This window comes from Chryseobacterium taiwanense, from assembly GCF_000813825.1.
GTDB classification, from domain to species: domain Bacteria; phylum Bacteroidota; class Bacteroidia; order Flavobacteriales; family Weeksellaceae; genus Chryseobacterium; species Chryseobacterium taiwanense.
The window spans coordinates 82,155-105,738 of sequence record NZ_JWTA01000004.1 but is presented as its reverse complement, the minus strand read 5'-3'; the positions used below and the strand labels follow the sequence as shown (position 1 = coordinate 105,738).

Annotated in this window: 25 protein-coding genes; 13 read left to right on the top strand and 12 right to left on the bottom strand. The window is 33.1% G+C overall.

The features are described 5' to 3' along the window. Nucleotides 1-12: 12 nt before the first annotated feature. The 3 genes from RM51_RS04135 to chrP all read right to left on the bottom strand — a co-directional run bounded on the left by RM51_RS04135 (nt 13) and on the right by chrP (nt 3,912). The gene (locus RM51_RS04135; protein WP_039365477.1) at nt 13-1,857 is read right to left on the bottom strand and encodes an alpha-L-fucosidase; all 1,845 of its coding nucleotides are present in this window, start codon (nt 1,855-1,857) and stop codon (nt 13-15) included. 290 nt (nt 1,858-2,147) lie between these two features. After that, on the bottom strand, nt 2,148-2,798 hold the full coding sequence (gene rpe / locus RM51_RS04130) for a ribulose-phosphate 3-epimerase (RefSeq protein ID WP_039365475.1): 651 nt from the start codon (nt 2,796-2,798) through the stop codon (nt 2,148-2,150). A 37-nt stretch (nt 2,799-2,835) separates the two neighbouring features. After that, the gene (chrP, locus tag RM51_RS04125) at nt 2,836-3,912 is read right to left on the bottom strand and encodes a chryseobasin maturation metalloprotease ChrP (protein WP_039365473.1); all 1,077 of its coding nucleotides are present in this window, start codon (nt 3,910-3,912) and stop codon (nt 2,836-2,838) included. 51 nt (nt 3,913-3,963) lie between these two features. On the opposite strand from chrP, the gene RM51_RS04120 reads away from it, so the two are divergent. Continuing rightward, entirely contained in the window at nt 3,964-4,668 is a 705-nt protein-coding gene (locus RM51_RS04120; protein WP_039365471.1) for a DUF4294 domain-containing protein, read from the top strand. A gap of 39 nt (nt 4,669-4,707) precedes the next feature. On the opposite strand, the gene RM51_RS04115 is transcribed toward RM51_RS04120, so the two are convergent. Both RM51_RS04115 and mnmD read right to left on the bottom strand, forming a co-directional pair. Continuing rightward, nucleotides 4,708-5,124, bottom strand: a complete 417-nt coding sequence (locus tag RM51_RS04115; RefSeq protein ID WP_039365469.1) for an NUDIX hydrolase — start codon at nt 5,122-5,124, stop codon at nt 4,708-4,710. A 128-nt stretch (nt 5,125-5,252) separates the two neighbouring features. Then, a complete protein-coding gene (mnmD, locus tag RM51_RS04110) occupies nt 5,253-5,927 on the bottom strand; it encodes a tRNA (5-methylaminomethyl-2-thiouridine)(34)-methyltransferase MnmD (RefSeq protein ID WP_039365467.1) in 675 nt (224 codons plus the stop codon). Between the two features lie 84 nt (nt 5,928-6,011). On the opposite strand from mnmD, the gene RM51_RS04105 reads away from it, so the two are divergent. The 4 genes from RM51_RS04105 to RM51_RS04090 all read left to right on the top strand — a co-directional run bounded on the left by RM51_RS04105 (nt 6,012) and on the right by RM51_RS04090 (nt 9,704). After that, on the top strand, nt 6,012-7,082 hold the full coding sequence (locus tag RM51_RS04105; protein WP_039365465.1) for a branched-chain amino acid aminotransferase: 1,071 nt from the start codon (nt 6,012-6,014) through the stop codon (nt 7,080-7,082). A 287-nt stretch (nt 7,083-7,369) separates the two neighbouring features. After that, on the top strand, nt 7,370-7,882 hold the full coding sequence (locus RM51_RS04100) for an FKBP-type peptidyl-prolyl cis-trans isomerase (protein ID WP_039365464.1): 513 nt from the start codon (nt 7,370-7,372) through the stop codon (nt 7,880-7,882). Nucleotides 7,883-7,963: 81 nt separating this feature from the next. Continuing rightward, the gene (locus tag RM51_RS04095) at nt 7,964-9,001 is read left to right on the top strand and encodes a peptidylprolyl isomerase (RefSeq protein WP_228375772.1); all 1,038 of its coding nucleotides are present in this window, start codon (nt 7,964-7,966) and stop codon (nt 8,999-9,001) included. Between the two features lie 124 nt (nt 9,002-9,125). Then, the gene (locus tag RM51_RS04090) at nt 9,126-9,704 is read left to right on the top strand and encodes a hypothetical protein (protein WP_228375771.1); all 579 of its coding nucleotides are present in this window, start codon (nt 9,126-9,128) and stop codon (nt 9,702-9,704) included. Nucleotides 9,705-9,758: 54 nt separating this feature from the next. Here RM51_RS04090 and RM51_RS04085 read toward each other — a convergent pair whose 3' ends face one another. From RM51_RS04085 to RM51_RS04065, 5 genes are read right to left on the bottom strand one after another with little or no spacing between them, the layout of a single operon-like run. Further along, nucleotides 9,759-10,334 (bottom strand): hypothetical protein, encoded by a 576-nt coding sequence (locus RM51_RS04085; RefSeq protein WP_039365460.1) that lies wholly within the window; start codon nt 10,332-10,334, stop codon nt 9,759-9,761. Nucleotides 10,335-10,372: 38 nt separating this feature from the next. Beyond that, nucleotides 10,373-10,954 carry a GDP-mannose pyrophosphatase NudK gene (nudK, locus tag RM51_RS04080; RefSeq protein WP_039365458.1) on the bottom strand — a complete coding sequence of 194 codons (582 nt, stop codon included), beginning with the start codon at nt 10,952-10,954 and terminating at the stop codon, nt 10,373-10,375. A gap of 15 nt (nt 10,955-10,969) precedes the next feature. Beyond that, a complete protein-coding gene (locus tag RM51_RS04075; RefSeq protein WP_039365455.1) occupies nt 10,970-11,881 on the bottom strand; it encodes a TIGR01777 family oxidoreductase in 912 nt (303 codons plus the stop codon). Nucleotides 11,882-11,893: 12 nt separating this feature from the next. Then, nucleotides 11,894-12,238 carry a DUF2116 family Zn-ribbon domain-containing protein gene (locus RM51_RS04070; RefSeq protein WP_039365453.1) on the bottom strand — a complete coding sequence of 115 codons (345 nt, stop codon included), beginning with the start codon at nt 12,236-12,238 and terminating at the stop codon, nt 11,894-11,896. 4 nt (nt 12,239-12,242) lie between these two features. Then, the gene (locus tag RM51_RS04065) at nt 12,243-12,845 is read right to left on the bottom strand and encodes an HPP family protein (protein WP_039365452.1); all 603 of its coding nucleotides are present in this window, start codon (nt 12,843-12,845) and stop codon (nt 12,243-12,245) included. A gap of 161 nt (nt 12,846-13,006) precedes the next feature. Between RM51_RS04065 and RM51_RS04060 the strand changes: the two genes are divergently transcribed. The 3 genes from RM51_RS04060 to hisS all read left to right on the top strand — a co-directional run bounded on the left by RM51_RS04060 (nt 13,007) and on the right by hisS (nt 15,353). Further along, entirely contained in the window at nt 13,007-13,339 is a 333-nt protein-coding gene (locus RM51_RS04060; protein ID WP_039365450.1) for a single-stranded DNA-binding protein, read from the top strand. 45 nt (nt 13,340-13,384) lie between these two features. Further along, nucleotides 13,385-13,837, top strand: coding sequence for an HRDC domain-containing protein (locus RM51_RS04055; RefSeq protein WP_039365448.1), 453 nt, complete (start codon nt 13,385-13,387; stop codon nt 13,835-13,837). A 166-nt stretch (nt 13,838-14,003) separates the two neighbouring features. Beyond that, complete coding sequence (hisS, locus tag RM51_RS04050; RefSeq protein WP_039365446.1) at nt 14,004-15,353, top strand: histidine--tRNA ligase; 1,350 nt, start codon at nt 14,004-14,006, stop codon at nt 15,351-15,353. A gap of 85 nt (nt 15,354-15,438) precedes the next feature. Here the strand turns inward: hisS and RM51_RS04045 are convergent, their stop codons facing one another. Further along, complete coding sequence (locus RM51_RS04045) at nt 15,439-16,101, bottom strand: TerD family protein (protein WP_039365444.1); 663 nt, start codon at nt 16,099-16,101, stop codon at nt 15,439-15,441. A 206-nt stretch (nt 16,102-16,307) separates the two neighbouring features. Between RM51_RS04045 and RM51_RS04040 the strand changes: the two genes are divergently transcribed. After that, entirely contained in the window at nt 16,308-17,108 is an 801-nt protein-coding gene (locus RM51_RS04040; RefSeq protein WP_039365442.1) for a class I SAM-dependent methyltransferase, read from the top strand. Between the two features lie 42 nt (nt 17,109-17,150). Here RM51_RS04040 and RM51_RS04035 read toward each other — a convergent pair whose 3' ends face one another. Continuing rightward, nucleotides 17,151-17,387 (bottom strand): YtxH domain-containing protein, encoded by a 237-nt coding sequence (locus RM51_RS04035; protein ID WP_039365440.1) that lies wholly within the window; start codon nt 17,385-17,387, stop codon nt 17,151-17,153. Between the two features lie 334 nt (nt 17,388-17,721). Here RM51_RS04035 and glgB point away from each other — a divergent pair, with 334 nt between their 5' ends. The 4 genes from glgB to RM51_RS04015 all read left to right on the top strand — a co-directional run bounded on the left by glgB (nt 17,722) and on the right by RM51_RS04015 (nt 23,517). Beyond that, nucleotides 17,722-19,662 carry a 1,4-alpha-glucan branching protein GlgB gene (glgB, locus tag RM51_RS04030; RefSeq protein ID WP_039365438.1) on the top strand — a complete coding sequence of 647 codons (1,941 nt, stop codon included), beginning with the start codon at nt 17,722-17,724 and terminating at the stop codon, nt 19,660-19,662. A 49-nt stretch (nt 19,663-19,711) separates the two neighbouring features. After that, on the top strand, nt 19,712-21,121 hold the full coding sequence (locus RM51_RS04025; RefSeq protein WP_052248386.1) for a glycogen synthase: 1,410 nt from the start codon (nt 19,712-19,714) through the stop codon (nt 21,119-21,121). 18 nt (nt 21,122-21,139) lie between these two features. After that, complete coding sequence (locus RM51_RS04020; RefSeq protein ID WP_039365434.1) at nt 21,140-22,408, top strand: glucose-1-phosphate adenylyltransferase; 1,269 nt, start codon at nt 21,140-21,142, stop codon at nt 22,406-22,408. A 68-nt stretch (nt 22,409-22,476) separates the two neighbouring features. Then, a complete protein-coding gene (locus RM51_RS04015; protein ID WP_039365432.1) occupies nt 22,477-23,517 on the top strand; it encodes an SRPBCC domain-containing protein in 1,041 nt (346 codons plus the stop codon). Nucleotides 23,518-23,584: the final 67 nt, after the last annotated feature.

The window sequence follows — 23,584 nt, the reverse complement described above, 5'->3', positions numbered from 1 at the left end:
TTATACAAGGTGTTATAGGTTGCTTTCTATGGCTTTTACTTTTTCACGGTATAATTCAATAGGTTTGTCAAGTAAAACCGCAATAATGGTCATATTTTTATCTAATCTTTCTTTTGGAATATCAATGTAGATAATTCCCGGTCTGTCACTCCAGTACAGTTTGTTGTAAATAGAATGATTGAGCATAGATCCTTCACCTACAATACGGATTCTTGAGATATTGTTTTTAATTCCTTTTAAGGCAATTGGTCCCGTTGGAGTTCCTTCTACAAATAGATAAACGGTCTGTCGGTCTTTTGAAAGAGTGCTCATTCCTGGGTAATGTCCGTTTGGTAATCCTTTTTCTGTTTCAAAAAGAGCCTCAGCATGTTTACTGACCCATTTTAAAGTTTCCGGATTTGTTTTTGAAGTGACAGGAATCTTCATATTAAGTCCATCATTAGTTAACCCTGAATTATTGAAAATGTTATTGCCTTCATATAATTGTTCAGCAATTTCATAAACAGAATTTTTGTTGTCTTTGTTTGTTAAGATTGTTTGTAAAGTACTATTTTCATGTTTTATATTACCGGAAATATTGACAGTTTCATTAAAGCTAAGTTCAACAACTGTGACATCCTGATCAAATTTTACATTTGAAAAGTATAAGTTGATGTTTCCGTTACGGTCAGTTTTAAAGTCTACTTTGCCATTATTGTCCCCAATGATTTTTATAGAAGTGGGCTTTGAATGCAAACCATAAATTTTTGTAAAATCTTTAGCTTCTTCCAAATAAAGAAAGAGTTTTTTCCCATCTTTTGAAATGGAAGATTTTCCTTTGTAATTTTCAAATGGAAGTCCTTTTCTCGTTCCATAGATCGCTTCTTTATGCTTTGAAGTCCATCTTCCAAGGTTTTTTAAAATTTCTACTTGTTCTTTTGGAATGCTTCCATCTGCTTTAGGTCCGATATCTAACAATAAATTTCCGCCCATACTAATAACATCTGCCAATGTTCTGATAATCATGTTTGGACTTTTATAATGATTGTCAAAAGGTTGGAATCCCCAGGAATCATTCATGGTGTAACAAAGCTCCCAAAATTCATTTTCCGGACTGATGACTGGAATTCCTTGCTCCGGAGTTTCATAATCTCCATGATTGGTAAGTCGTGAATTAATAATGATATTTGGGTTGTATTTTCTAAGATTTTCAAGAATTTCCGCTGCATGCCATTCTGTCGAACTGTGTTCCCAGTCTCCGTCAAACCAGAGTAAGTCAGGTTGGTATTGAGAGGAAAGTTCATTTAATTGAGTTTGGTAATAGGTGAGATATTTTTGCCAGCGTTGGGCGTCATTTTTTATGTCATATCTTTTCTCAACTCTGGTTTTGATGTCATAATAAGGATGACTCCAGTCAGGAAGAGAATAGTAAATTCCTGTTTTTAATCCGGATTTTTTCAGCTCACTAATGAAAGGGGTTAAAACATCCTTTTTAGCCAACGAATGTTGAGGAATTGTAGTTGCTTTCTCAGCTTTGGAATTCCATAACGCCACACCGTCATGATGTTTTGAAGTAATAACAGAATATTTTGCTCCGGAATCTTTAATCAGTTTTACCCAGTCTTCAGGATGATACTGGGAAGCAGAAAATCCATTAAGTTGCTTCATGTAATTATCATGGTTGATATAATTGTTGAAGAGTGACCATGATTCGGAGATACCATTTACAGAATAAATTCCCCAATGAATAAAAATTCCCAGTTTAGCATCCTGAAACCACTCCATTTTTTTACGGTCAGATGAGATGTTTTGGGCATTAACGGGTGAACTTGCTAAAAGTAAGCCTATTACAAAACCTGGGAGGAGTTTATTCTTCATTGTTTATAATTTTTACTAAAATAAGAAAAGTAAGAGTGTTGGGAAAGATGATTTGTCTTGACTGATGTATTGGTGAAAATAGCTTAATTACCGTAAAAACACGGTAGTAAAATTCCGTGTTTTTACGGTGTTGTTATATTGTTATTTATTGAGAAATTTACGCAACAATTATTACTGAAGTAGTTTATAATTAATACAAGCAAAACTAATGACGATATAAACTCTATTTTTTTGGGAAATGATAAAGGCAACCGAAAGGTTGCCTCTTCATTTTTATATGTACAATCAATTTAGATTTTTAATAGCTCGATTGTTTTTTCTGGGTTTTCTGTAGAGAATACAGCATTTCCTGCAACCAAAACATCAGCTCCGGCTTCGAAAAGTTTAGAAGCGTTATCAAGATTTACACCTCCGTCTACCTGAATAAGAGCAGTAGAGTTGTTGCTTAGGATCAAATCTTTAGTTTCAGCGATCTTTTTGTATGTATTTTCAATGAATTTCTGACCTCCGAATCCTGGGTTTACACTCATTAATAATACTAAATCTACATCAGCAATAATATCTTCTAACATTAAAACCGGAGTAGACGGGTTTAAAACTACCCCTGCTTTTGCACCTAAGCTTTGAATATGATGAATGGTTCTATGAAGATGTGTACATACTTCATAATGAACAGAAACCAAATCTGCACCGTGGTTGATGAATTCTTCAACGTATTTTTCTGGTTCAACGATCATTAAGTGTACATCTACAAACTTTTTAGCATGCTGCTGAATTGTTTTCATCACCGGAAAGCCAAATGAGATGTTAGGAACAAATCTTCCGTCCATCACATCCACGTGAAGCCAGTCAGCCTGAGAGTTGTTCAGCATTTCAATGTCTCTTTGCAGATTCCCAAAGTCTGCAGATAAAAGGGATGGAGCAATAAGCTTCGTTTTCATTTTTATTTTTATACTTAATATTAGATTTCAGATATAATTAATGATACTTCAGTTTCATTGCAGGTTGTATTTTCAGAAGAGTTTCGTAGATTAATTTAATTACGTTTCCTACATCTTCTTTAGAAACCATTTCTACCGTGGTATGCATATAGCGCAAAGGTAGGGAAATTAATGCACTTGGTACACCGCCGTTAGAATGAGCAAATGCATCGGTGTCTGTTCCTGTAGCTCTGCTGGCTGCAGCTCGTTGGAATGGTATTTTTTTAGTTTTTGCAGTATCTATAATTAGCTCTCTGATCGTGTGATGAATGCTTGGTGCAAAGAAAACAACCGGACCGGCTCCACATTTTTGATCGCCTTCTTTTTTCTTTTCGATCATTGGAGTGGTGGTGTCGTGAGTAACGTCCGTAACGATCGCGATATTAGGTTTAATAGTATCTGCAATCATATCTGCACCATATAGACCTACTTCTTCCTGAACGGAATTGGTAATATATAACCCAAATGGAATCGTTTTTTTGTTTTCTTTTAAAAGTCGTGCAACCTCGGCAATCATAAATCCTCCGATTCTGTTGTCTAAAGCACGGCAAACAAAATACCTGTCGTTCATTTCAAAAAACTCGTCCGGATAGGTAATCATGCATCCTACATAAATTCCTAAATCTTCCACTTCTTTTTTGGAAACAGCACCACAGTCGATGAAGATATTTTCAATTTTTGGAGTAGGTTCGTTTTGGTTCGCACTCCTTGTATGGATTGCAGGCCAGCCAAAAACTCCTTTTACAATCCCTTTTTCTCCATGAATGTGAACCACTTTCGAAGGAGCAATCGTTTGATCTGAACCACCGTTTCTGATAACGTAGATCAACCCGTCATCTGTAATGTAATTTACATACCATGAGATCTCATCTGCATGAGCTTCTATCACCACTTTGAACTCAGCTTCAGGGTTGATGATTCCATAGCAAGTGCCATAATGATCAACTTCTATTTTGTCAACATAAGGACGTATATAATCCATCCAGATTTCTTGCCCTTTATGCTCAAAACCAGTAGGAGATGCCGTATTTAAGTATTTTTCTAAAAACTTTAAAGATTTCTTTTCAAATTTCATAAAAAGGAATGATTTTTGTAGGTAATTTTTGTTCTAATAAGTGTAAAAATAATGAATTTTAATAAAATTATTTGCCTTTTTCTTTTCTTTTTTGGGGTGGGTGTTTTTGGGCAAAAAGATTCCCTTGGGAATATTCCTTTAAGTCAGTATCCACCTGAATTATTGAAAGTAGATGAATTTGGTAATAAATATTATTATGATGAAAGGCAAAAAGCCAAGTTCTATGAAATAAATGGCGAAACCGTAGTCGTAATGGATGAGTTGACATTATTAAACAAGCCTAAGTTTAATAATCAGTTGGATAAAAACTACTATTATTTCCTTAATAAAAAACTTTACAGAGTATATCCTTTGTTTGTAACAGCTTTGGGGCAGTATCGTGATATTCAGAAGGAAATGACGAATTTGGATACTAAAGCCAAAAGGAAATATGTAAGAGACAGACAAAATATGCTGGCTGACCAATATGAAAAGCAGTTAAGGGATTTAACAACGACAGAAGGTCAGGTTTTTGCAAAGCTGATGAATCGAGCAACTGGTCAAAATGTATATGAAATCATAAAAGAGCTAAGAGGAGGATGGAGTGCGTTTTGGTGGAATGTAAAAGGAAAAATGGCCGATATTGATTTGAAAGATCAGTATAATCCACATGTGAACAGAACGGATGAGTTTCTGGAATCGTTGTTGCAGTCTAACTGGAACTCAGGTTTTCTTCAACCTTATCCAGGAGCATATCAGTTTAAAGTAGGTAAGTAGTATAAAATACAAAAGCATAAAAAATTCCTGTAAATTTATTTACAGGAATTTTTCTTTTAATTTATCAAAGACGATCTTGTCAATAGGTAAAGGAAACGGATTGTCTGGTCGGTCTATATCGATCCATTCTGTTTTTTCGATACATGGGTCAAGGATCAGGAAGTCTTCTTCATTAGTAATATGTACCAGATAATATATTGTAAGTAATTGTTCGTTTTCTCTGAAACGCGAAACTAAAAAGTCTTCCTGAGTATAAAAGTGTTCTTTGATTTCAACTTTTACATTGAGTTCTTCATCAAATTCACGATGGAGGCATTCTAAAACTCCTTCTCCATATTCTAATCCTCCTCCGGGAAATTTCATTAAAGGTTCGCCTGCGTACTCTTCAAATAAGGTTAAGACTTTTTTATCTTTCACTGCACAAGCATAGACTCTAATGTTAATCTTGTCTATCATATATAATAATTTGTATAGCTAAAATAAAGAAATTTATAGAGAAGTTAGAGGTTAGGATCTAGAAATTAGTTTAGAAAATGTATCCTTATTATATAGGTAAGATTCTATTAACTTCTAATCTCTAACTTTTATAATTTAACAGCATTGATCATTTCTCTTTTTCCTGGAGGTCCTTGTTTCTTTTCTACTTTAAAATTCAATTCCTGAAGTATTCTTCTTACACTGCCTTTTGAAGAGTATGTTGTTAAAAGTCCGTTAACCGACATTTTGTCAGAAACCAATTCAAATAAAGGTTTTTCCCAAAGATCCGGTTGTACTCTTGCTCCGAAACAATCGAAATAGACCAGGTTTATTTTAGGTAAAATAATGTCTTTCAGATCGAAAAAGTCACATTTTATCTTTTTGAGGTGGAATCCTTTAGTGATTTCAACTGGTTTTTCCCACTCTGCTAAATGAATTTTTTGATAAATATTTTTGAATTCAGGGTTGTCAAAAAGTTCAAAATAAGCCAAATCGTTAATTTCGGATTCATTTATGGGGTATTTTTCAAGGGAAAAATAGTTGATGATATGATTTTTGTCAGTTTTTAAATATTCATTAATTGTTACTAAAACATTTAAACCTGTTCCAAAACCTAGTTCTAAAATATTAATTTCGCAATCATTTATTAAATTTAGTCCGTTTTTAATAAACACGTGTTCTGCTTCCTGAAGTGCACCATTGTGTGAATGATAGTTTTCATTCAATTCGTTGATAAACAGTGTTTTACTTCCGTCTTTTGTGGTTTTTATTTCTCTTTTCAAGCTATTTTTTCACAAATTTACTCTAAAATTTTTATATTTAGAAAATTATGTTAAATTTGTAGAACATCATAAAAAATTTTAGAAATGATAATTCAAAAAACTGAAAACTCCAGAATTTCTACATTCGACCCAAACAATTTTTCATTTGGAAATACTTTTATTGATCATATGGTTATTTGTGAGTATGAAAATGGAAAGTGGGGTGATGTGAAATTAGTTCCTTATGGTCCAATACCATTTACACCAGCAATGATGGGAGTAAATTACGGACAGGCTTGTTTTGAAGGTATGAAAGCCTACAAAGACAAAGACGGACAGGTTTTCCTTTTCAGGCCTGAAAAGAATTTTGAACGTATCAATAAATCAGCGAAACGTCTTGCTATGCCTGAAGTAACGGAGGAAATGTTTTTGGATGGCTTGAAAGCGTTGGTAGATATCGACAGAGACTGGATTCCTCAAGGAGAAGGAATGTCTTTATATATTAGACCATTGATTTTTGCTACAGAAGAAGCATTAAAGGCAAGAGTATCTGAGAAATATATGTTTGCAATTGTAGCAACACCAGCAAAAATGTATTATACTGAGCCTGTTTCTGTTAAAATTTCAGACCATTATTCAAGAGCTGCAAATGGTGGAGTAGGTTCTGCTAAAGCGGCAGGAAACTATGCTGCTTCTTTCTATCCGACTCAGTTGGCTATTGAAGAAGGGTATGACCAAATTATCTGGACAGATGATGCTACTCACGAATATTTCGAAGAGAGTGGAACAATGAACGTGTTTGTAAGAATTAACGATACAATTTTTACACCACCAACTTCTGAGAAAATCTTAGACGGTGTTACCAGAGATAGTTTCATCCAATTGGCTAAGAAAAGAGGGTTTGAAGTAAAAGTAGAGCCAATTAAAGTAAAAGATGTTGTAGAAGCTCAGAAAAACGGAACTTTGAAAGAAGTTTGGGGAGTAGGAACAGCAGTTGTAACTACAGTTTTCCAGGCTTTAGGATACAATGGTGAAAAACTAGAATTACCAAAACTTTCTGCTGAAGAAAGCTATGCGGAAATTTTGAAAAAAGACCTGGTTGATTTACAGACAAATCTTTCTGAAGATACATTCGGATGGAGAGTAGTGGTAGATCACGTATTGGAAACGGTTTAATTCAATTCAATAAAAATCTATATGAAGTCGGGAAATTTCCCGGCTTTTTTGTTTTTAATGATGTGTTGCTATTCTGTCATTTTGAAAGGAACGAAGTGAATTGAAGAATCTGTGGTTGTAAATGTCTGAGATTCTTCCTTCGTCAGAATGACAGTTAGAAAATCTGGACATTGAAAAAAAAAAATAGCAATTTAAAATCAAATTATTTTAAAAGTTATATAACTTTTATCTAATAAGTTCATCAACTTTTGTAAGTAATTCCCGAAATGTGTATTTTCGCAATGTTTATGAAAAAAATACTCTTCATATCTGTATTGAGCTTATTGAGCTGCAATAGAAATACACAACAGGCACATCCTCCTGTAGGTGGTGTTTTAAGCAAAAGTGATTTGGATATTTCCAGAGATAGAATGAAAAATCTGAATGCTTTGGAAAGAAACCAGATTCAGGATTGGATTGGTGGACAAACTGAGAAATTTTATCCTACACAGCTTAATTACTGGGTAAATACTGAAGGTTTTGATAAAAGAGAAAGAAGACAGGATGAAAGTCTCATTTCTTACTCTTATGATCTTTATGATTTTGATCAGACTAAAATTTACGATCAGCCTGTTGCGAGAAGAGATGCCAAATTCGGACATTTTGATGAATTAAAAGCGGTAGAAAATGCTTTACGTTTTATACATGATGGTGAGGAAGTTACACTTTTGGTTCCATCTTCTCTGGCTTACGGAACTTTCGGAGACGAGAAGAAAATTGACAACGACATCCCTTTAATCATAAAATTAAAAGCTTTATAATAAATGAAATTGTTTAACAAGAATATAATTCTGGCAGCGGCAAGTATTTCGCTAATGAGTTGTACCCCAATTTATAAAAAAATGAACGTAGACAAAGAAACTTACGAAGGTCTTAATGACGGACTTTATGCAAACCTTCAGACGACAAAAGGAAATATGATCTTAAAGTTTGAAGATAAGAAAGCGCCTGTAACTGTAGCAAACTTTATCGGTCTTGCAGAAGGTAAAATCGATAACAAAGCTAAAGCTAAAGGAGTTCCTTACTATGACGGAACTATTTTCCACAGAGTGATCAAAGATTTCATGATTCAAGGAGGAGATCCTCAAGGAACAGGAATGGGAGATCCTGGATATAAATTTGAAGACGAAAGAAACGATCTTAAACATACTGGAAAAGGAGTTCTTTCTATGGCGAATTCAGGACCAAATACCAATGGTTCTCAGTTCTTCATTACAGAAGTTGCTACACCTTGGTTAGACGGAAGACACACGATCTTCGGAAAAATAGTAAAAGGTGAAGAAGTGATCGATGCGATTGCAAACGTAGAGAAAGGACCTCAGGATAAGCCTAAAACTGATATCGTTTTAGAGAAAGTTTCTATTTTCAGCAAAGGTGACGAGTACAAAAACTATGATGCTGCAAAAACTTTCAACGAAGGAAAAGCTAAAATAGCTGAGAAAAACAAAGAATTCGTTGCTAAAGAAGAAGCTGATAAGAAAAGAAAAGAAGAAGAATTTAAAGCAAACCAATTGAAAATGGTTGAAGACCTAAAAGCTGGTATGCAAAAAACAGAATCTGGTCTTTATTATAAAATAACAAAAACAGCTGACGGGAAAGCTCCAAAAGTAGGTGATAATGTATCTGTACATTATGCTGGTAAATTGGTAGACGGAACTGAGTTCGATTCTTCATTCAAAAGAAATGAGCCTATCGAAATTCCAATCGGAATGGGAAGAGTGATCAAAGGATGGGATGAAGGAATTATTTTATTAAAAGAAGGCGAAACTGCTACTTTATTGATTCCACCAGCAATGGGATACGGAGAAAGAGGAGCAGGAGGAGTTATTCCACCAAATGCTTGGTTGATTTTTGATGTTGAGCTTGTAAAAGTGAAATAATCGAATCTTAAAATATTTTGAAAGCCGTCCGAAAGGATGGCTTTTTTTATTTAACGAAAATACATTCTGTAACGATTTGCCTGAATCCTACGACATATTTATTAAATAACATAATCTTTAAACAATGATGAAAACCAAATCACTTCTGTTTCTATTTGTTCTGTTGTCATTCATTTCTTTTGCCCAAACAAAAGCTAGTACAGATGATATCGCAATAAAGAAAAACCTTACTTATTTTGTAAGCAGCATTCAGACGAAAAAAATAGATCAAGCTGTAAATTGTATCTATCCCAAGTTTTTCACGATCGTTCCGAAAGAGCAGATGACTCAGATCTTAAACCTTACGTATAACAATCCTTTTATGAAGATTGAGATGCAGGATCTTCAGTTTGGAGCTATTGAAAAACCAGAATTAATCAATGGTGAATATTTTTCTATTACCAATTATTCTTCTAAGCTGAAATGCAATGTAAGCTCTATGAACGAAGAAATGAAAAAGCAGATGAATGCAGCTTTAGTAAGCAAATATGGTAAAAATAACGTTAAATATTTAGCTAATGAAGGTACATATATCATCAATGCTAATATGAAAGCTTGTGCCGTATCAAAAGATAGAAAATATTGGAAATTTGTGATCCTTGAAAAAGAATATAAAACAGGATTGGAGAAAATACTCCCAAAGAAAATTCTTGATAAGATTTAAATTCTGATCATTAATAAAAAATCCCTCTCTTATTTCAAGAGAGGGATTTTATTTTTATTCAACCTGATCCAGATAGGTCAAATTAGACCCTTTTATAAATTCTTCCAATGGAGTATCTTCTTTCACACTTTTATTAGTAAGTTCAATGAGGTAGAGAATCGTGCTGCCAATTCTGTTATCTTTAAAAGTTATTTTGAATCTTTTAGATTTGGCATTGGAATTAGCAAATGAAAGTTCTTTAACGCTGGTCAACTTTACATTGTTCACATCGAAACCTGCGCGAGGGTCTTTTTGAAGTTTTAAAAATCTTTTCTGCGTTTTATCTGTAGTTTCATCTAAGAATTTTTGCATTTGATAATCAGTAAGCAATTGCGGATAAATAATGCCTTCTTTTAGTAGAGAAGCGATTGTTTTATCAGATTTATCATAAAAAATAATTTTATCGTCAAATTGCACCTGAGTATCTTTTGGAGTTATTTTTCCTTCAAATTTTTTATAATTTTTCTTTTTGTATTCAGTTTTAAAATGTTCGGCAATAGCTTGATCTTTCGAACTTAATGTACCTGTTTTTTGTCCGAAAGAGTATACGGATAATGATAAACAAAGACTTAATGATAGTAAGAATTTCATAATTTAAAAATTTAATTTTTACGTGGTGTAAGAATTTTTTACAAAATATTTTTTAGACGGAGATATTGAATCAGCATGATGGTTTTGGCATCTTTAATGCCGCCATTGTCAATCAGATGAAGTGTTTCTTCAAAAGGAAGTTCCAAAACTTCAATATTTTCACCTTCTTCTTCAAGACCGCCTCCATCAGCTATTTTCATTTCATTTGAATATTCAGCAATAAAAAAATGAAGAATTTCAGTAACCGAACCGGGTGACATATAAGCTTCAAATACTTTTTGAACCTCAGAAATTTTATAGCCTGTTTCTTCTTCCGTTTCCCTTTTGATGCATTCTTCCGGATGGTCATTGTCTAATAAACCGGCGCAGGCTTCTATTAGCATTCCATCAGTATTTCCGTTGATGTAAGTTGGTAAACGAAATTGTCTGGTAAGAATGATTGTTTTTTGAATTCTATTATAAAGTAAAATAACAGCCCCATTTCCCCTGTCATAAGCTTCTCTGCTTTGAGTTTCCTCACTGCCGTCTTTTTTTTCGATACTAAAGGTTACTTTTTTCAAAATATACCAATTATCAGATAATATTTCTGTGTTTTTAATCTTTATTTTTGGATTTTGCATCTGCAATTTTACTTTTTATATCTTTTTTAATAATAAATCTTCCAAACTCTCTTGTAAATTAGAAAATTCAAAACGGAAACCAGCATCCTGAATTTTTTGTGAAGAAGCTCTTGAGCCTTCCAGCAAAGCATTGGCTAATTCTCCAAAGATAAGTTTTAAAACAAAACCAGGAACATTTGGCATGAATAAAGGCTTTTTAATTACGTTGGCTATTTTCCTTGTTAGGTTCTCGTTGGTAGTATGTTCCGGAGAATTTGCGTTATAAGCACCATTCACATGAGAATTCTTCAGGGCAAATTCATAAATAGAACAAATGTCTTTAATATGAATCCATGGCATATACTGTTTTCCTGTTCCTAAGGCTGAACCAATGTAATATTGTATAGGAGGAAGCATTTTTTTTAAAGCACCTTCTTTTTCTGATAATACCACTGCAGTTCTTATTTTGACAACCCTTTCTGCCAGATTTTTGACTTCAAATTCGTCTGCAGCTTTTTCCCACAAAATAACGACTTCGCTTAGAAAATCATTTCCCGGAAGATCATTTTCAGAGAATATTTTTTCAGTAGTTTTCGTTCCGTAATAATTAATTCCAGAGGCAGAAATAAAAGATTTTAGTTTAATGTTTTTCTTCTTTAAAGTGTCTGAAAGAAGCTTTACCGAATCAACTCGACTGGATATAAGTTCTAATTTTCTTTCTGGAGTCCATCTTTTTTCTGAAATATTAGCTCCGGCAAGATGGATGATGTGAAAAGCGTTTTCTAAGGCGGCTTCATCAATGGTACCATTTTTTACATTCCATTCATACTCATTTTCATGCTTTTTATTTCGGGTGAGAAATCTTACCTCGTAATCATTTCCGATTTTTTTTGATAATTCCTGGGCAATCAAACCGCCGGCTCCTGTAATTACTACTATTTCTTTCATATAGCTAATCTTTTAGGCTTGATTTTTTACGATAAGGATATAGTTGTCTTCCAGTATTTTATAACCATAGTCGTAGATGAATTTATATTCTGCTCCGTTTTTATACACCTTTATATTGGTGAAATAATTGAAATCAAATCCTAAGCCATCCAGTTTTGCCTTCGCAATTTTAGTTTTACCTTCAGTATTTATCTCAGTCAGAATACGGTAGTTTTTACGCAATTTGTTGTTGATATTGCGCATCAGATTATTAGAATCTTTATTCTGCTTGTTATTGTAGGCGTTTCTACAGGCATCATTACAGAATTTTTTATCAGATCTTCCGGCTATTTTTTCACCGCATTCTAAGCAATTCATAATTTTATTTTTTCATTTTGTGTGGATGTGCATGCTTTTTTCTTAACAGCTTCTTAAATCTTGTATGATTAGGATAACTTCTGTTTGGAGTTAAATTATTAAAAAATAAAGCAACGAGTAATAAAATAATACACCCCGATAAAACAGGTGATAAAACATACCAATATCCCAGTTCAGGAATTTTTCCTGTAGAGCTTACGGCAATAAGCGCAGTTGCTCCTCCGGGAGGATGCAACGTTTTAGTGTACTGCATTAAAACAATTGAAAATGCAACCGCTAAAGGAGCTGAAAGCCAGATAATATCTGGAACGATCTTAAAAACGGTTACGCCTACCAAAGCTGAAAGAACATGTCCTCCGATTAGATTTCTAGGTTGTGCTAAAGGACTTTGAATTGCCCCGTAAATTAAGACACTGGACGCTCCAAAAGAACCAATCAGGAAAATATTTTCTGTGACAGATAATGTATGAGACTGAATAAAAGCAATAATTCCAATTCCAAAGAAAGCCCCTAAAAAAGACCAGAAATGTTCCTTATAATCTATTAAGGTTTCTTTGTATATCACATATTTTGAGACTCTTAATGTTCTTTTAAAAGTTTTTTTCATAAGCTAAAGGTACAAAATTATCCGTTTGCAAACGACTACAAATGAATTTAAATGATTTATAACCGACTCAATATCCAGATTTCCAGAATCTTTGCAACATAGATTTGAGAAAACAGTGAGCGTCTCTTATCTGATTGTTGAATTTTTAAAATAATAAAATTATGTCACTAAGAAACAAAGTAACATTAATTGGTTACACAGGAAAAGAAGTAGAAATTATAAACTTCGAAAACGGAAATATAAAAGCAAGTGTATCTCTGGCTACGAACGATCATTATGTAAATGCAAAAGGAGAAAAAGTAGAAGAAACGCAATGGCACAATTTAGTTGCATTTGGAAAAACGGCCGAAATTTTTGAAAAATATGTTCCAAAAGGGAAAGAAATAGCCATAGAAGGAAAATTGACTTACAGATCCTATGATGACAAAGACGGAGTGAAGAAGTATATCACAGAAATACGAGTAGATGAAATATTATTGTTAGGAGGTAAATAATATTGTTTACCATCAGATTATTTAAAAACACAAAAAATACATCCGATGAAAATTAAAGTTTTAAAAGTGAGAATTGCAGAAGAATTCCTGCGAAACGATCAAAAAAATATTGATCAGTTTTTGAACGAACATCACATACTAAATGTTGAAACCGCTTTTGTACATGATGAAAACTTTTGGTCAGTTATCTTTTATTATGATGAAGTTAAACATTCGGTAAACAGTGTAAGAGATTCTAAACCTGTAAAATATTCGGTCGAAGATGAAACTTTGAATGAAGATGATATTAAAATATTAGATGCATTAAAATTATGGAGATCTGAAAAAGCTAAAGAACAAAATTTGCCTTCTTATTTTATTGCAACTAATAAAGAACTGAGCTCTGTTGCAAAGTATAAACCCGCTAAAAAAGAAGAATTATTAGAAATTAAAGGTTTTGGAAAACATAAAATAGAAAATTATGGAGAAGAAATCCTAGAGATTTTAGAAAGTGTCTGATTAAATATTGATAGGAATAAGAATCAAAACAAACACAAATGATGATTCAATTATTTCCCAAAGCCAAAGGATGGAGTTCTTTGGCTTTTTGATGTCGGAAAAGTCTTTACAAATGCTTACTTTTGCATACTCAATCATTTATCAACTATCAATCATCATTTATAAAATGAAACCAAGTTTAGCGAAAGGAACGAGAGACTTTACAGCTTTAGAAGTTTCCAGAAGAAGATATATCATCAATATTTTACAGAAAAATTTTGAATTATTTGGTTTTCAGCCATTAGAGACCCCTAGTTTTGAAAACTTGTCTACATTGACAGGGAAATATGGTGAAGAAGGAGATCGTTTAATTTTCAAAATCTTAAATTCAGGAGATTATACTTCGAAAGTGAATCAGGAAGACTGGGAAAATAAAAGCCATCAAAAACTGACTTCTCAGATTTCGGATAAAGCTCTTCGTTATGATCTTACAGTACCTTTTGCAAGATTTGTTGCGATGAATCATGGGAAACTGACATTTCCATACAAACGTTATCAGATCCAGCCGGTTTGGAGAGCAGATCGTCCTCAAAAAGGAAGATTCAGGGAGTTTTATCAGTGTGATGCAGATGTTGTAGGAAGTGAAAGTCTTTGGCAGGAAGTTGAATTGGTACAGTTATATTTGAAATCATTTTCTCAACTTAATGTTTCGGTAACAATTCACATCAATAACAGAAAAATTCTTTCTGGTTTAGCAGAATATGCCGGAATTACAGATAAACTTATCGATTTCACTGTGGCTTTAGATAAGCTGGATAAAATCGGAAAAGAAGGTGTTGTAAAAGAGTTGTTAGAAAGAGGAATCGCTCAAGATTCAATTGATAAGCTAGATTTCTTATTTAATCAATCCAATGATGCTTTAGAAAACCTTCTTCAGCTGAAAGAAAAATTTGCTGGCAACGAAACAGGATTAAAGGGTGTTGAAGAATTAGAATTTGTTCTTACACAATCGGTTAATCTAGGAGTTGATATTCAGAATCTTGTTTTTGATATTACGTTAGCGAGAGGGTTGGATTATTATACAGGAGCTATTTTTGAAGTAAAAGCAGATGAAGCGCAAATGGGATCTATCGGCGGTGGTGGTAGATACGATAACCTTACAGAAGTATTTGGCGTGAAAAATGTTCCTGGAATTGGAATTTCATTCGGTCTTGACAGAATTTATCTGGTAATGGAAGAATTAAATCTTTTCCCTGAGGAAGCAACATCAAATATTGAATATTTGTTTGCTAATTTTGGAGGTGAAGAGACATTAGAAGCTTTGAAACTTATTAATCTTTTAAGAGAAAAAGGAATTTCAGCAGAGCTTTATCCTGAAAATGCTAAATTAAACAAACAGTTTACTTATGCAGAAAAGAAAGGAATTAAAAATTTAGTTTTCTTAGGAGGTGAAGAGTTGCAAAACTCGACGGTAAGAATTAAAAATTTAGAATTGGGTGAGCAAAAAACAATCTCTCAGCAAGAATTTTTAAGATAATTCTATTGATATAAAATAAAATTCCGGTTAATCTTCAGTGAAGGTAACCGGAATTTTTTATATACTTTATTTACGTTTTGCTTATTTAAGAAAAGTATTCATGACCTTTTGTTTGCATCACCATTTTCTTATCCTCTAAACCTTTACCAATTGCTTCAAACTTCCATTCACGATTTACTTTAAGGAGTCTTCCCAAGATTAAAGTTCCCTTTTTTACCGAATCTTCATCCCTAGGAATTTCAAACTGACAATGGGTCTCCGTAATTTGATGAATACTTCCTTCGTACATCTGAATCTTCACAGAGGGAATCAAAGAAAAATCAATTGTATTGACTTTTTTAGGATTTACATGAAGATAAAAAAAGATTTGATCTATTTCAGAATTAATCTTTTCCAGATTTATTTTAATTAATTTTTTATCAGAATTTTTTACAGAAGGATTGTTGTTTTCCTGATATTTAAATGCATCATCTTTAGAAGCCAGTTTTCCCAATGGAAAATTATTCTGAATAAGCCAGCTGTTATATTTCGGTGAGTGGATCCAGTCAATTCTGTTTCCATCTTTATCGAACATAATACAGCTTAATTCAAGATCAATTGCCGCTAAATTATTTCTATTAAAAAGGCTTAAATAAAAGGGTAGTGATAATTTTACATCTCCCCAACTCACTCCCAAACAGAAGTCAGTAAGATCTCCTTCAGTATGCTTTTTTAGAGTAAAGGAATCACCCTTTTTTAGGTTTAACATTAGCATGGTTTGTTTTTGGATAATGATAGTTTTTTAGTTTTTATAAATTTTCAATAATTGTGTTTTTTACAAATGTATATATTTTTTGCATAATAAATCTGTGAATTTGTGTAAAAAAAATGTGAATTTTTACAATGATAAGGGTTGTTGTCATTATTTAGTGATATATTTACTAACGAAAATATAATTGTAGTGTAAATAACATAATGGGGAATTATTTAGAAATAAACAGAGAATCATGGAATGCTAAAGTTGATTTACATTTAAAATCAGACTTTTATTTTGTTGATGAATTTATGAAAGGCAGAACTTCACTAAACTCAATAGAATTGGAGCTTTTAGGAGATATTCAGAATAAAAAAATCCTTCATTTGCAATGTCATTTCGGACAGGATTCTATCTCCTTATCCAGAATGGGAGCAAAAGTTACGGGTATAGATTTATCAGATAAAGCCATTGAAACCGCAAGAGATTTGGCGCAAAAATGCAGTACAGATACAGAGTTTGTTTGTTGTGATGTATATGGTCTTCCTGATTTTTTAAATGAAAAATATGATGTCGTTTTTACCAGTTATGGGACAATTGGTTGGTTGCCGGATCTGGAAAAGTGGGCACGTATTATCAATTATTTTCTGAAAGAAAACGGGAAATTTATCATGGCAGAGTTTCATCCGGCTGTTTGGATGTTTGATGATGATTTCACTAAAGTTACCTATAGTTACTTCAATGAGAAACCGATCATAGAAACTTATGAAGGAACTTATGCTGATCAATCCGCAGAGATTAAGCAAGAATATGTAATGTGGAATCACTCTTTAGCTGAAGTTCTTCAGAGTTTGATTAAAAATGGAATGGTGCTTCAAAATTTCCAGGAATTTGACTGGTCTCCATACCCATGTTTCAGGCATGTAGAAGAATTTGAAAAAGGAAAATGGAGAATCCCTCAGTTTGGAAACAAAATGCCATTAGTATACGCTTTACAAGCACAGAAAACGCCATCATTATGATGGCGTTTTCTGTGTGTATATGAATGTTAAATTGTGTTGATATTAAAAGTTTGAATCCTGAACTTTTGCTTTTGTTTCTTCAACTTTATCCTGAACCTGAGAAGCTACCTCATTCGCCTTATTTTTTATATCATTTCCCCATTTATTAATATTGTCTTTCGCAGTATTAATTTTATCTTTTACAGCTTGCTGCTGCTCTGGAGTTGATTTTTTATATTTCCAATATGCTAAAGCTCCTAAACCTAATAAAGCCAATAAGCCATTTGTTTTGTTTCCCATGATTTCTGATTTTAAAAGTTAATAATTAATATTCGATAATAGTATGTATGTAAATTACGTGCCAAAACACAAGTAAATGTAATAAATTAATGTTAAAATTTTGTATTTATTAATTAATATATCGATTTATTGAAAATTTAATCTGTAAATGTGACTTCCACTGATTTTTATTTGTATTTTTTAATAATTAAAGGGTATTACCTAAATTTAATGATAAAAACTTTCAAAATAAACGAGAGAAAGTCATATATTTGAGTGACATCCAAATTTTAAAATAAAATAGATTTTGAAATACCTTTTTTTCTGATGTTTTTATTTCAAAATCATTTTGAATATGAATTCTGTTAAGACATATACTCTTTTTACCGATCATGATATTTATCTTTTCAAAGAAGGTAAACATTACAGGCTTTACGAAAAATTTGGTTCACATTCCGTAGAGAAAGAGGGGATTCAGGGAGTTTATTTTTCAGTTTGGGCTCCACATGCCAGAAAAGTTTCTGTAATAGGCAATTTCAACAACTGGAATTCAAAAGATCATATATTATATCCTAGATGGGACGAATCCGGAATATGGGAAGGTTTTATTGAAGATTTGCCTTGGGGAACTTTATACAAATATGCTATTGAAACCGCTCATGGAGAAACTTTAGAAAAAAGTGATCCGTACGCATTGAGCTGGGAACAAAATATACAAGCTGCTTCATTAGTTTCCACCAATTGGTATGAATGGAACGATCAGAAGTGGATGGAGAGTCGCTGGAAAAAAAATAGCTTAGAGGCTCCAATTTCTGTGTACGAAATCCATTTGGGATCATGGAAAAAAAGTGAATCAAATACGTATTTAAACTATAGAGATATTGCAGTAGAGTTAATTCCCTATGTTAAAGATATGGGATTTACTCATGTGGAATTTATGCCGGTGATGGAATATCCTTATGATCCGAGTTGGGGGTATCAAATTACAGGCTTTTATGCGGCAACTTCACGTTTTGGTTCACCTCAGGATTTAATGTTTTTAATAGATGAACTTCACAAGAACAATATAGGCGTTATTTTAGATTGGGTTCCTTCTCATTTCCCGGGAGATGCGAACGGGCTTCATCGTTTCGATGGAAGTTACTTATACGAACATGAAGACCCCCGAAAAGGTTTTCATCCGGATTGGAAATCTCATATTTTCAATTACGGAAGGAATGAAGTGAAATCATTCCTGATTTCAAATGCCATGTTTTGGTTAGACCGTTATCATGCAGACGGATTGAGAGTAGATGCGGTAACTTCAATGCTTCATCTGGATTATTCAAGAAATCAAGGGGAATGGGAACCGAATGTTTTTGGAGGGAATGTAAATCTTGAGGCAAAAACTTTTTTACAGGAATTTAATACCGCTGTTTATAAAGAATTTGGGAATGCCATTGTCACCATCGCAGAAGAAAGTTCAGATTTTCCAATGCTGACAAAACCTGTTCACGATGGAGGAGTTGGTTTTGGAATGAAATGGATGATGGGTTGGATGCATGATACCCTTGATTATTTTAAAGAAGAATTTACCAATAGAAAATACCATCATCATAAGCTTACGTTTGCATCGATGTATATGTATAATGAAAATTATATGATGCCGTTGTCTCATGATGAAGTCGTTCATGGAAAATCCAGTCTTATTTATAAAATGGTTGGAGATGAATGGCAAAAATTTGCGAATCTGAGGACATTATTTGTACATATGTATACTCATCCCGGAGCGAAGCTTCTCTTCATGGGCAGTGAATTTGGACAAACCACTGAGTGGAATTTTACAAAAAGTTTAGACTGGAATTTGCTAGATTATCCTGTTCATAAAGGATTGCAGACTTTGGTAAAAGACCTTAATAGCATTTATAAAGAAGAATCTGCCTTTTATGAAAATCAGTTTCAGAAAGATGGTTTTGAATGGGTAGAAGCAGATGATCTGGAAAATTCTGTTTATGTATATGTAAGAAAAGGAAAAAGAAGAGATGATGTTTTTATGGTTGTTTTAAATCTTTTACCTAAAATTATCGAGTATAAAATAGGAGTGAATGCAGGAACGCATTGGGAAGTAATTTTTAATTCCGATGATGAAATATATGCTGGAAGTGGAGTAGAACCTGAGATATTTGAAGAACAGTATGAAGATTATATGCGTCATCCGAAATCAATACTAATGAAATTGCCACCTCTTTCCGGAATTATTCTCAGACAGACAAAAGACAAGAAGTATAAGAACCACAGAAGTAAATTTAGAAGATAAGAAGCTAAATTAAATTGATACACAAGAAAAAACATTTATAGAAAATCATATGACGATATATCATCTAAGTACAGAATGTTATCCGGTAGCAAAAGTAGGGGGATTAGCAGATGTTGTAGGAGCTCTTCCAAAATACCAGAATAAAGTAGAAGGTATTGATGCAAAAGTAGTCATGCCTTGGTACAACAAGTCTTTCATCTACAATCATGAGTTTGACATAGTTTTTGATGGGTTTATTCATCAGGGGCCAAATATGCTACAGGTTCAGGTGCTGAAAGAGAAAACCAATGTACTGGGATTTGAATTGTTTATGGTGAAGATACCGGGACTTTTAGATCGGGAAAATCCTTATGGATACTCAGATGAGAGTTTTCAGTTTATTGCTTTTCAGCATGGTGTTTTGCATTGGTTGAGTGCGATGGAAATTCGTCCAGATGTGCTGCATTGTCATGATTATCATACAGGATTAGTTCCTTTTATGGTAGAACATTGTCCTGATTTTGCCTTTTTAAAAGGAGTAAAAACCATTGGTACGATTCATAATGGCGAATACCAAGGAAATATGAACTGGGAAATGGCGAAATATATACCGTCATTCGATTATTATAAATGGGGTCTTTTAGACTGGAAAGGTCAGATTAATCCATTGGCAACAATGATTAAATGTTGTAATGCTTTTACTACAGTCTCAGAAGGATATTTGGAAGAATTGTTTATAAGTTTCAGAGGATTAGAAAGTTTGGTGCGTCAGGAATTTGGGAAAGCTTACGGAATTATCAACGGAATAGATAGTGAAGTTTGGGATCCTGCAACTGATCCTATGCTGGATTTTAATTACAGTATAAAGAACGCCGTTGAGCTAAAGAAGAAAAACAAAGAAAAAATCTGTAAAGAATACAACCTGAAACCAGAGCTTCCATTATTTGCATTTATTGGAAGATTCGCAAAAGAAAAAGGAGCAGATTTGCTTCCGGATATGGTTTGGAAAAGCATAAAACAGAGTTATGGAGCTTTAAATGTTATTGTTTTAGGATCAGGAGATCCTTATATTGAAAATAAATTGAAAGAATATGATGCTACATATACCAATTTCGCATTAGATTTGGGATATAAAGAGCAGCTTTCACATAAAATATATGCATCGGCAGATTTTTTATTGATGCCATCTCGTGTAGAACCTTGCGGACTGAACCAAATGTACTCTATGCGATACGGAACAATTCCTGTGGTAAGATATACAGGAGGATTAAAAGATACGGTAGCTGATATTTCTACAGGAGGAGCAGGGATTAATTTTGCTTTTCCTGGAGTAGATGATATGATTCATGCGATGAACAGGGCATTAAGTCTTTACAATCAAAAAGAATTGATGACTGATCTTATTCATGCCAATATGAATTTTGATTTCGCATGGGAAAAATCGGCAGAAAAATATTTACAATTATATAGTAATAGTTAAAAAAAACGCAAAAAATATATGAAGCACAATGTAATTTCTATTGTTCTTGGAGGAGGAAGGGGAACTAGGCTTTTTCCACTGACGTATACAAGGTCAAAACCGGCTGTTCCGATTGCAGGAAAATATAGATTGGTAGATATTCCTATTTCAAATTGTTTAAACTCTGGATTAAACAAAATTTTGGTATTAACGCAATTCAATTCAGCTTCTCTTAATTCGCATATTAAAAACTCCTATCACTTTGATATTTTTAGTAAAGGATTTGTTGATATTCTGGCAGCAGAGCAAAATGTAGAGAATGATAACTGGTATCAGGGAACAGCAGATGCAGTTCGCCAAACGATGAAGCATTTGGAAAAATATGATTACGATTATATTTTAATTCTTTCCGGAGATCAGTTATACCAAATGGATTTTACGGAAATGCTGGATTTCCATATTGAAAATGGAGGGGATGTGACCATTGCAACCATTCCTGTAAATGCAAAAGATGCGACAGGTTTTGGAATTCTAAGTTCCGACGATGAAGGAAATATTACTTCATTTGTAGAAAAACCAGCTTTGGACGCATTAGAAGATTTAAAATCTGAAGTTTCGGAAGAAAATAAGCATAAAGGAAAAGAATATTTAGCTTCGATGGGAATTTATATTTTCACAAAAAGCATTCTTAAAAAGATGTTTGATGAAGGAGCAGGAGATGACTTTGGAAAAGACATTATTCCAAGTTCAATCGGGAAGTATAAGACGTTGAGTTATCAATATGAAGGATATTGGACAGATATTGGAACGATTGAGTCTTTTTATGAAGCGAATTTAGATTTATGTCAGGATTTACCTCAATTCAATTTATTTTCTACTTCTCCAATTTATACAAGAGCGAGAATGTTGCCGCCTTCAAAAATTAACGGATCGTATGTAAGCAAAGCAATCTTTGGAGACGGATGTATCATTATGGCTGATAAAATTGAAAATTCCATTATCGGTAACAGAACGAGAATAGATAAAGGCAGTACAATTGTGAATTCTTATATCATGGGTTCAGATTTTTATCAGAATACAGATGAAATTCTGAAAAATAATAAAAAAGGAAATCCTAATATGGGAGTCGGGAAATACTGCTACATTGAAAAAGCAATTCTAGATAAGAATTCTTATATCGGAGATAATGTGAGAATTATAGGAGGAAAGCATTTAAAAGACGGAGATTACAAAACATATTCTGTACAGGATGGAATTGTAGTCGTGAAAAAAGGAGCCGTTTTACCTCCCGGAACTCATATCGGATAATGATTCTTTAACACAAACAAGTGGTCAAGCATATTGGTCACTTTTTTTATTTGTATTACATTTGTGCAATGCGTTTTTTTAAAATTATAGCTGTTATTATTGTTCTTTTGGTGGGAGCTTATGCTGCTTCCATGTATTTTTTTGTGGAAGAAAACAAAAATTTCCAGATTGAAAAAGAGGTTGATTATCCTTTAGAAAAAGTCTTTTCCCAATTCAACAATCTTCAGCACTTTACACGTTGGAACAATTTTTTTACCAGTTCTAAAAGTATCGATATAGATTATTACACTCCCTATGAAGGAAAAGGAAGTGCCATAAGTTATGTAGATAACAAAAACAACAGAGGTGGTGAAATGTTCATTCGTTACGAGAACCCAAACAAAACATTAAAATATCAGCTTTTTGAAGATAAAAACGAAAATCCTACACTGGTAGATGTGAAATTTAAAGCAGTTTCTCCAGAAAGAACCAAAATCACTTGGTATGTTCATACCCCAAAACTTTCCGTGCTAAGAAGAGTTGAAAATTTTTGGACAGAAGACAGGTTTGCTGAAAATATTGAAAAAAGTATGGGGAATCTGAGCAATGTTTTAGGAAACAAAGTAGAAAAAGACAACCAGATGGCTGCCATAAAATATGACAGTCTTATGGTGGAAAAAGAAGAAGAGAAAATAATACTGGGAATTAATGTCAGTACTTCCAACAAAAAAGATGCTTTGTATAAAAACGTAGTGATGAACTATAATAAAGTGTATAACTACGTAACGATGGATTTGGGTAAAAAAGACGATGAATTTGGTTTTCCTGTGATGATGACAGATGCGGATAATTACAAAGATAAAGAGGTGTCTTATTTTATAGGAATTCCATTGTCTAAAAAAATAGGAATTACAGATAATAACTATAGTTTCAGAACAATAAGTCCTACACAGGATTATATCATGTATTACAAAGGAACGTATGCCGGAAGAATACGTTCGATTCAGCAACTTATTCAAAAAGCCAAGAAAGACGAAATGCGTTTTGGGGATATTCGCCAGACTTTTATCGAGAGACCAACGGAAGATCAAAATGTGAATATGAAGTTATCTTTGTCAGTTTATAAGTAAATTACTGAAATATATCATTTTTATAGTTATTTTTAATAATTTAGGACTGCTTTACATCTGTTTTTTT

Coding starts and splice junctions, on each gene's coding strand:
- RM51_RS04135 (WP_039365477.1), bottom strand. CDS start 1,857: ATGAAGAATAAACTCCTCCCAGGTTTTGTAATAGGCTTACTTTTAGCA.
- rpe (WP_039365475.1), bottom strand. CDS start 2,798: ATGAAAACGAAGCTTATTGCTCCATCCCTTTTATCTGCAGACTTTGGG.
- chrP (WP_039365473.1), bottom strand. CDS start 3,912: ATGAAATTTGAAAAGAAATCTTTAAAGTTTTTAGAAAAATACTTAAAT.
- RM51_RS04120 (WP_039365471.1), top strand. CDS start 3,964: ATGAATTTTAATAAAATTATTTGCCTTTTTCTTTTCTTTTTTGGGGTG.
- RM51_RS04115 (WP_039365469.1), bottom strand. CDS start 5,124: ATGATAGACAAGATTAACATTAGAGTCTATGCTTGTGCAGTGAAAGAT.
- RM51_RS04105 (WP_039365465.1), top strand. CDS start 6,012: ATGATAATTCAAAAAACTGAAAACTCCAGAATTTCTACATTCGACCCA.
- RM51_RS04100 (WP_039365464.1), top strand. CDS start 7,370: ATGAAAAAAATACTCTTCATATCTGTATTGAGCTTATTGAGCTGCAAT.
- RM51_RS04095 (WP_228375772.1), top strand. CDS start 7,964: ATGAACGTAGACAAAGAAACTTACGAAGGTCTTAATGACGGACTTTAT.
- RM51_RS04090 (WP_228375771.1), top strand. CDS start 9,126: ATGATGAAAACCAAATCACTTCTGTTTCTATTTGTTCTGTTGTCATTC.
- RM51_RS04085 (WP_039365460.1), bottom strand. CDS start 10,334: ATGAAATTCTTACTATCATTAAGTCTTTGTTTATCATTATCCGTATAC.
- nudK (WP_039365458.1), bottom strand. CDS start 10,954: ATGCAAAATCCAAAAATAAAGATTAAAAACACAGAAATATTATCTGAT.
- RM51_RS04075 (WP_039365455.1), bottom strand. CDS start 11,881: ATGAAAGAAATAGTAGTAATTACAGGAGCCGGCGGTTTGATTGCCCAG.
- RM51_RS04070 (WP_039365453.1), bottom strand. CDS start 12,238: ATGAATTGCTTAGAATGCGGTGAAAAAATAGCCGGAAGATCTGATAAA.
- RM51_RS04065 (WP_039365452.1), bottom strand. CDS start 12,845: ATGAAAAAAACTTTTAAAAGAACATTAAGAGTCTCAAAATATGTGATA.
- RM51_RS04060 (WP_039365450.1), top strand. CDS start 13,007: ATGTCACTAAGAAACAAAGTAACATTAATTGGTTACACAGGAAAAGAA.
- RM51_RS04055 (WP_039365448.1), top strand. CDS start 13,385: ATGAAAATTAAAGTTTTAAAAGTGAGAATTGCAGAAGAATTCCTGCGA.
- hisS (WP_039365446.1), top strand. CDS start 14,004: ATGAAACCAAGTTTAGCGAAAGGAACGAGAGACTTTACAGCTTTAGAA.
- RM51_RS04045 (WP_039365444.1), bottom strand. CDS start 16,101: ATGTTAAACCTAAAAAAGGGTGATTCCTTTACTCTAAAAAAGCATACT.
- RM51_RS04040 (WP_039365442.1), top strand. CDS start 16,308: ATGGGGAATTATTTAGAAATAAACAGAGAATCATGGAATGCTAAAGTT.
- RM51_RS04035 (WP_039365440.1), bottom strand. CDS start 17,387: ATGGGAAACAAAACAAATGGCTTATTGGCTTTATTAGGTTTAGGAGCT.
- glgB (WP_039365438.1), top strand. CDS start 17,722: ATGAATTCTGTTAAGACATATACTCTTTTTACCGATCATGATATTTAT.
- RM51_RS04025 (WP_052248386.1), top strand. CDS start 19,712: ATGACGATATATCATCTAAGTACAGAATGTTATCCGGTAGCAAAAGTA.
- RM51_RS04020 (WP_039365434.1), top strand. CDS start 21,140: ATGAAGCACAATGTAATTTCTATTGTTCTTGGAGGAGGAAGGGGAACT.
- RM51_RS04015 (WP_039365432.1), top strand. CDS start 22,477: ATGCGTTTTTTTAAAATTATAGCTGTTATTATTGTTCTTTTGGTGGGA.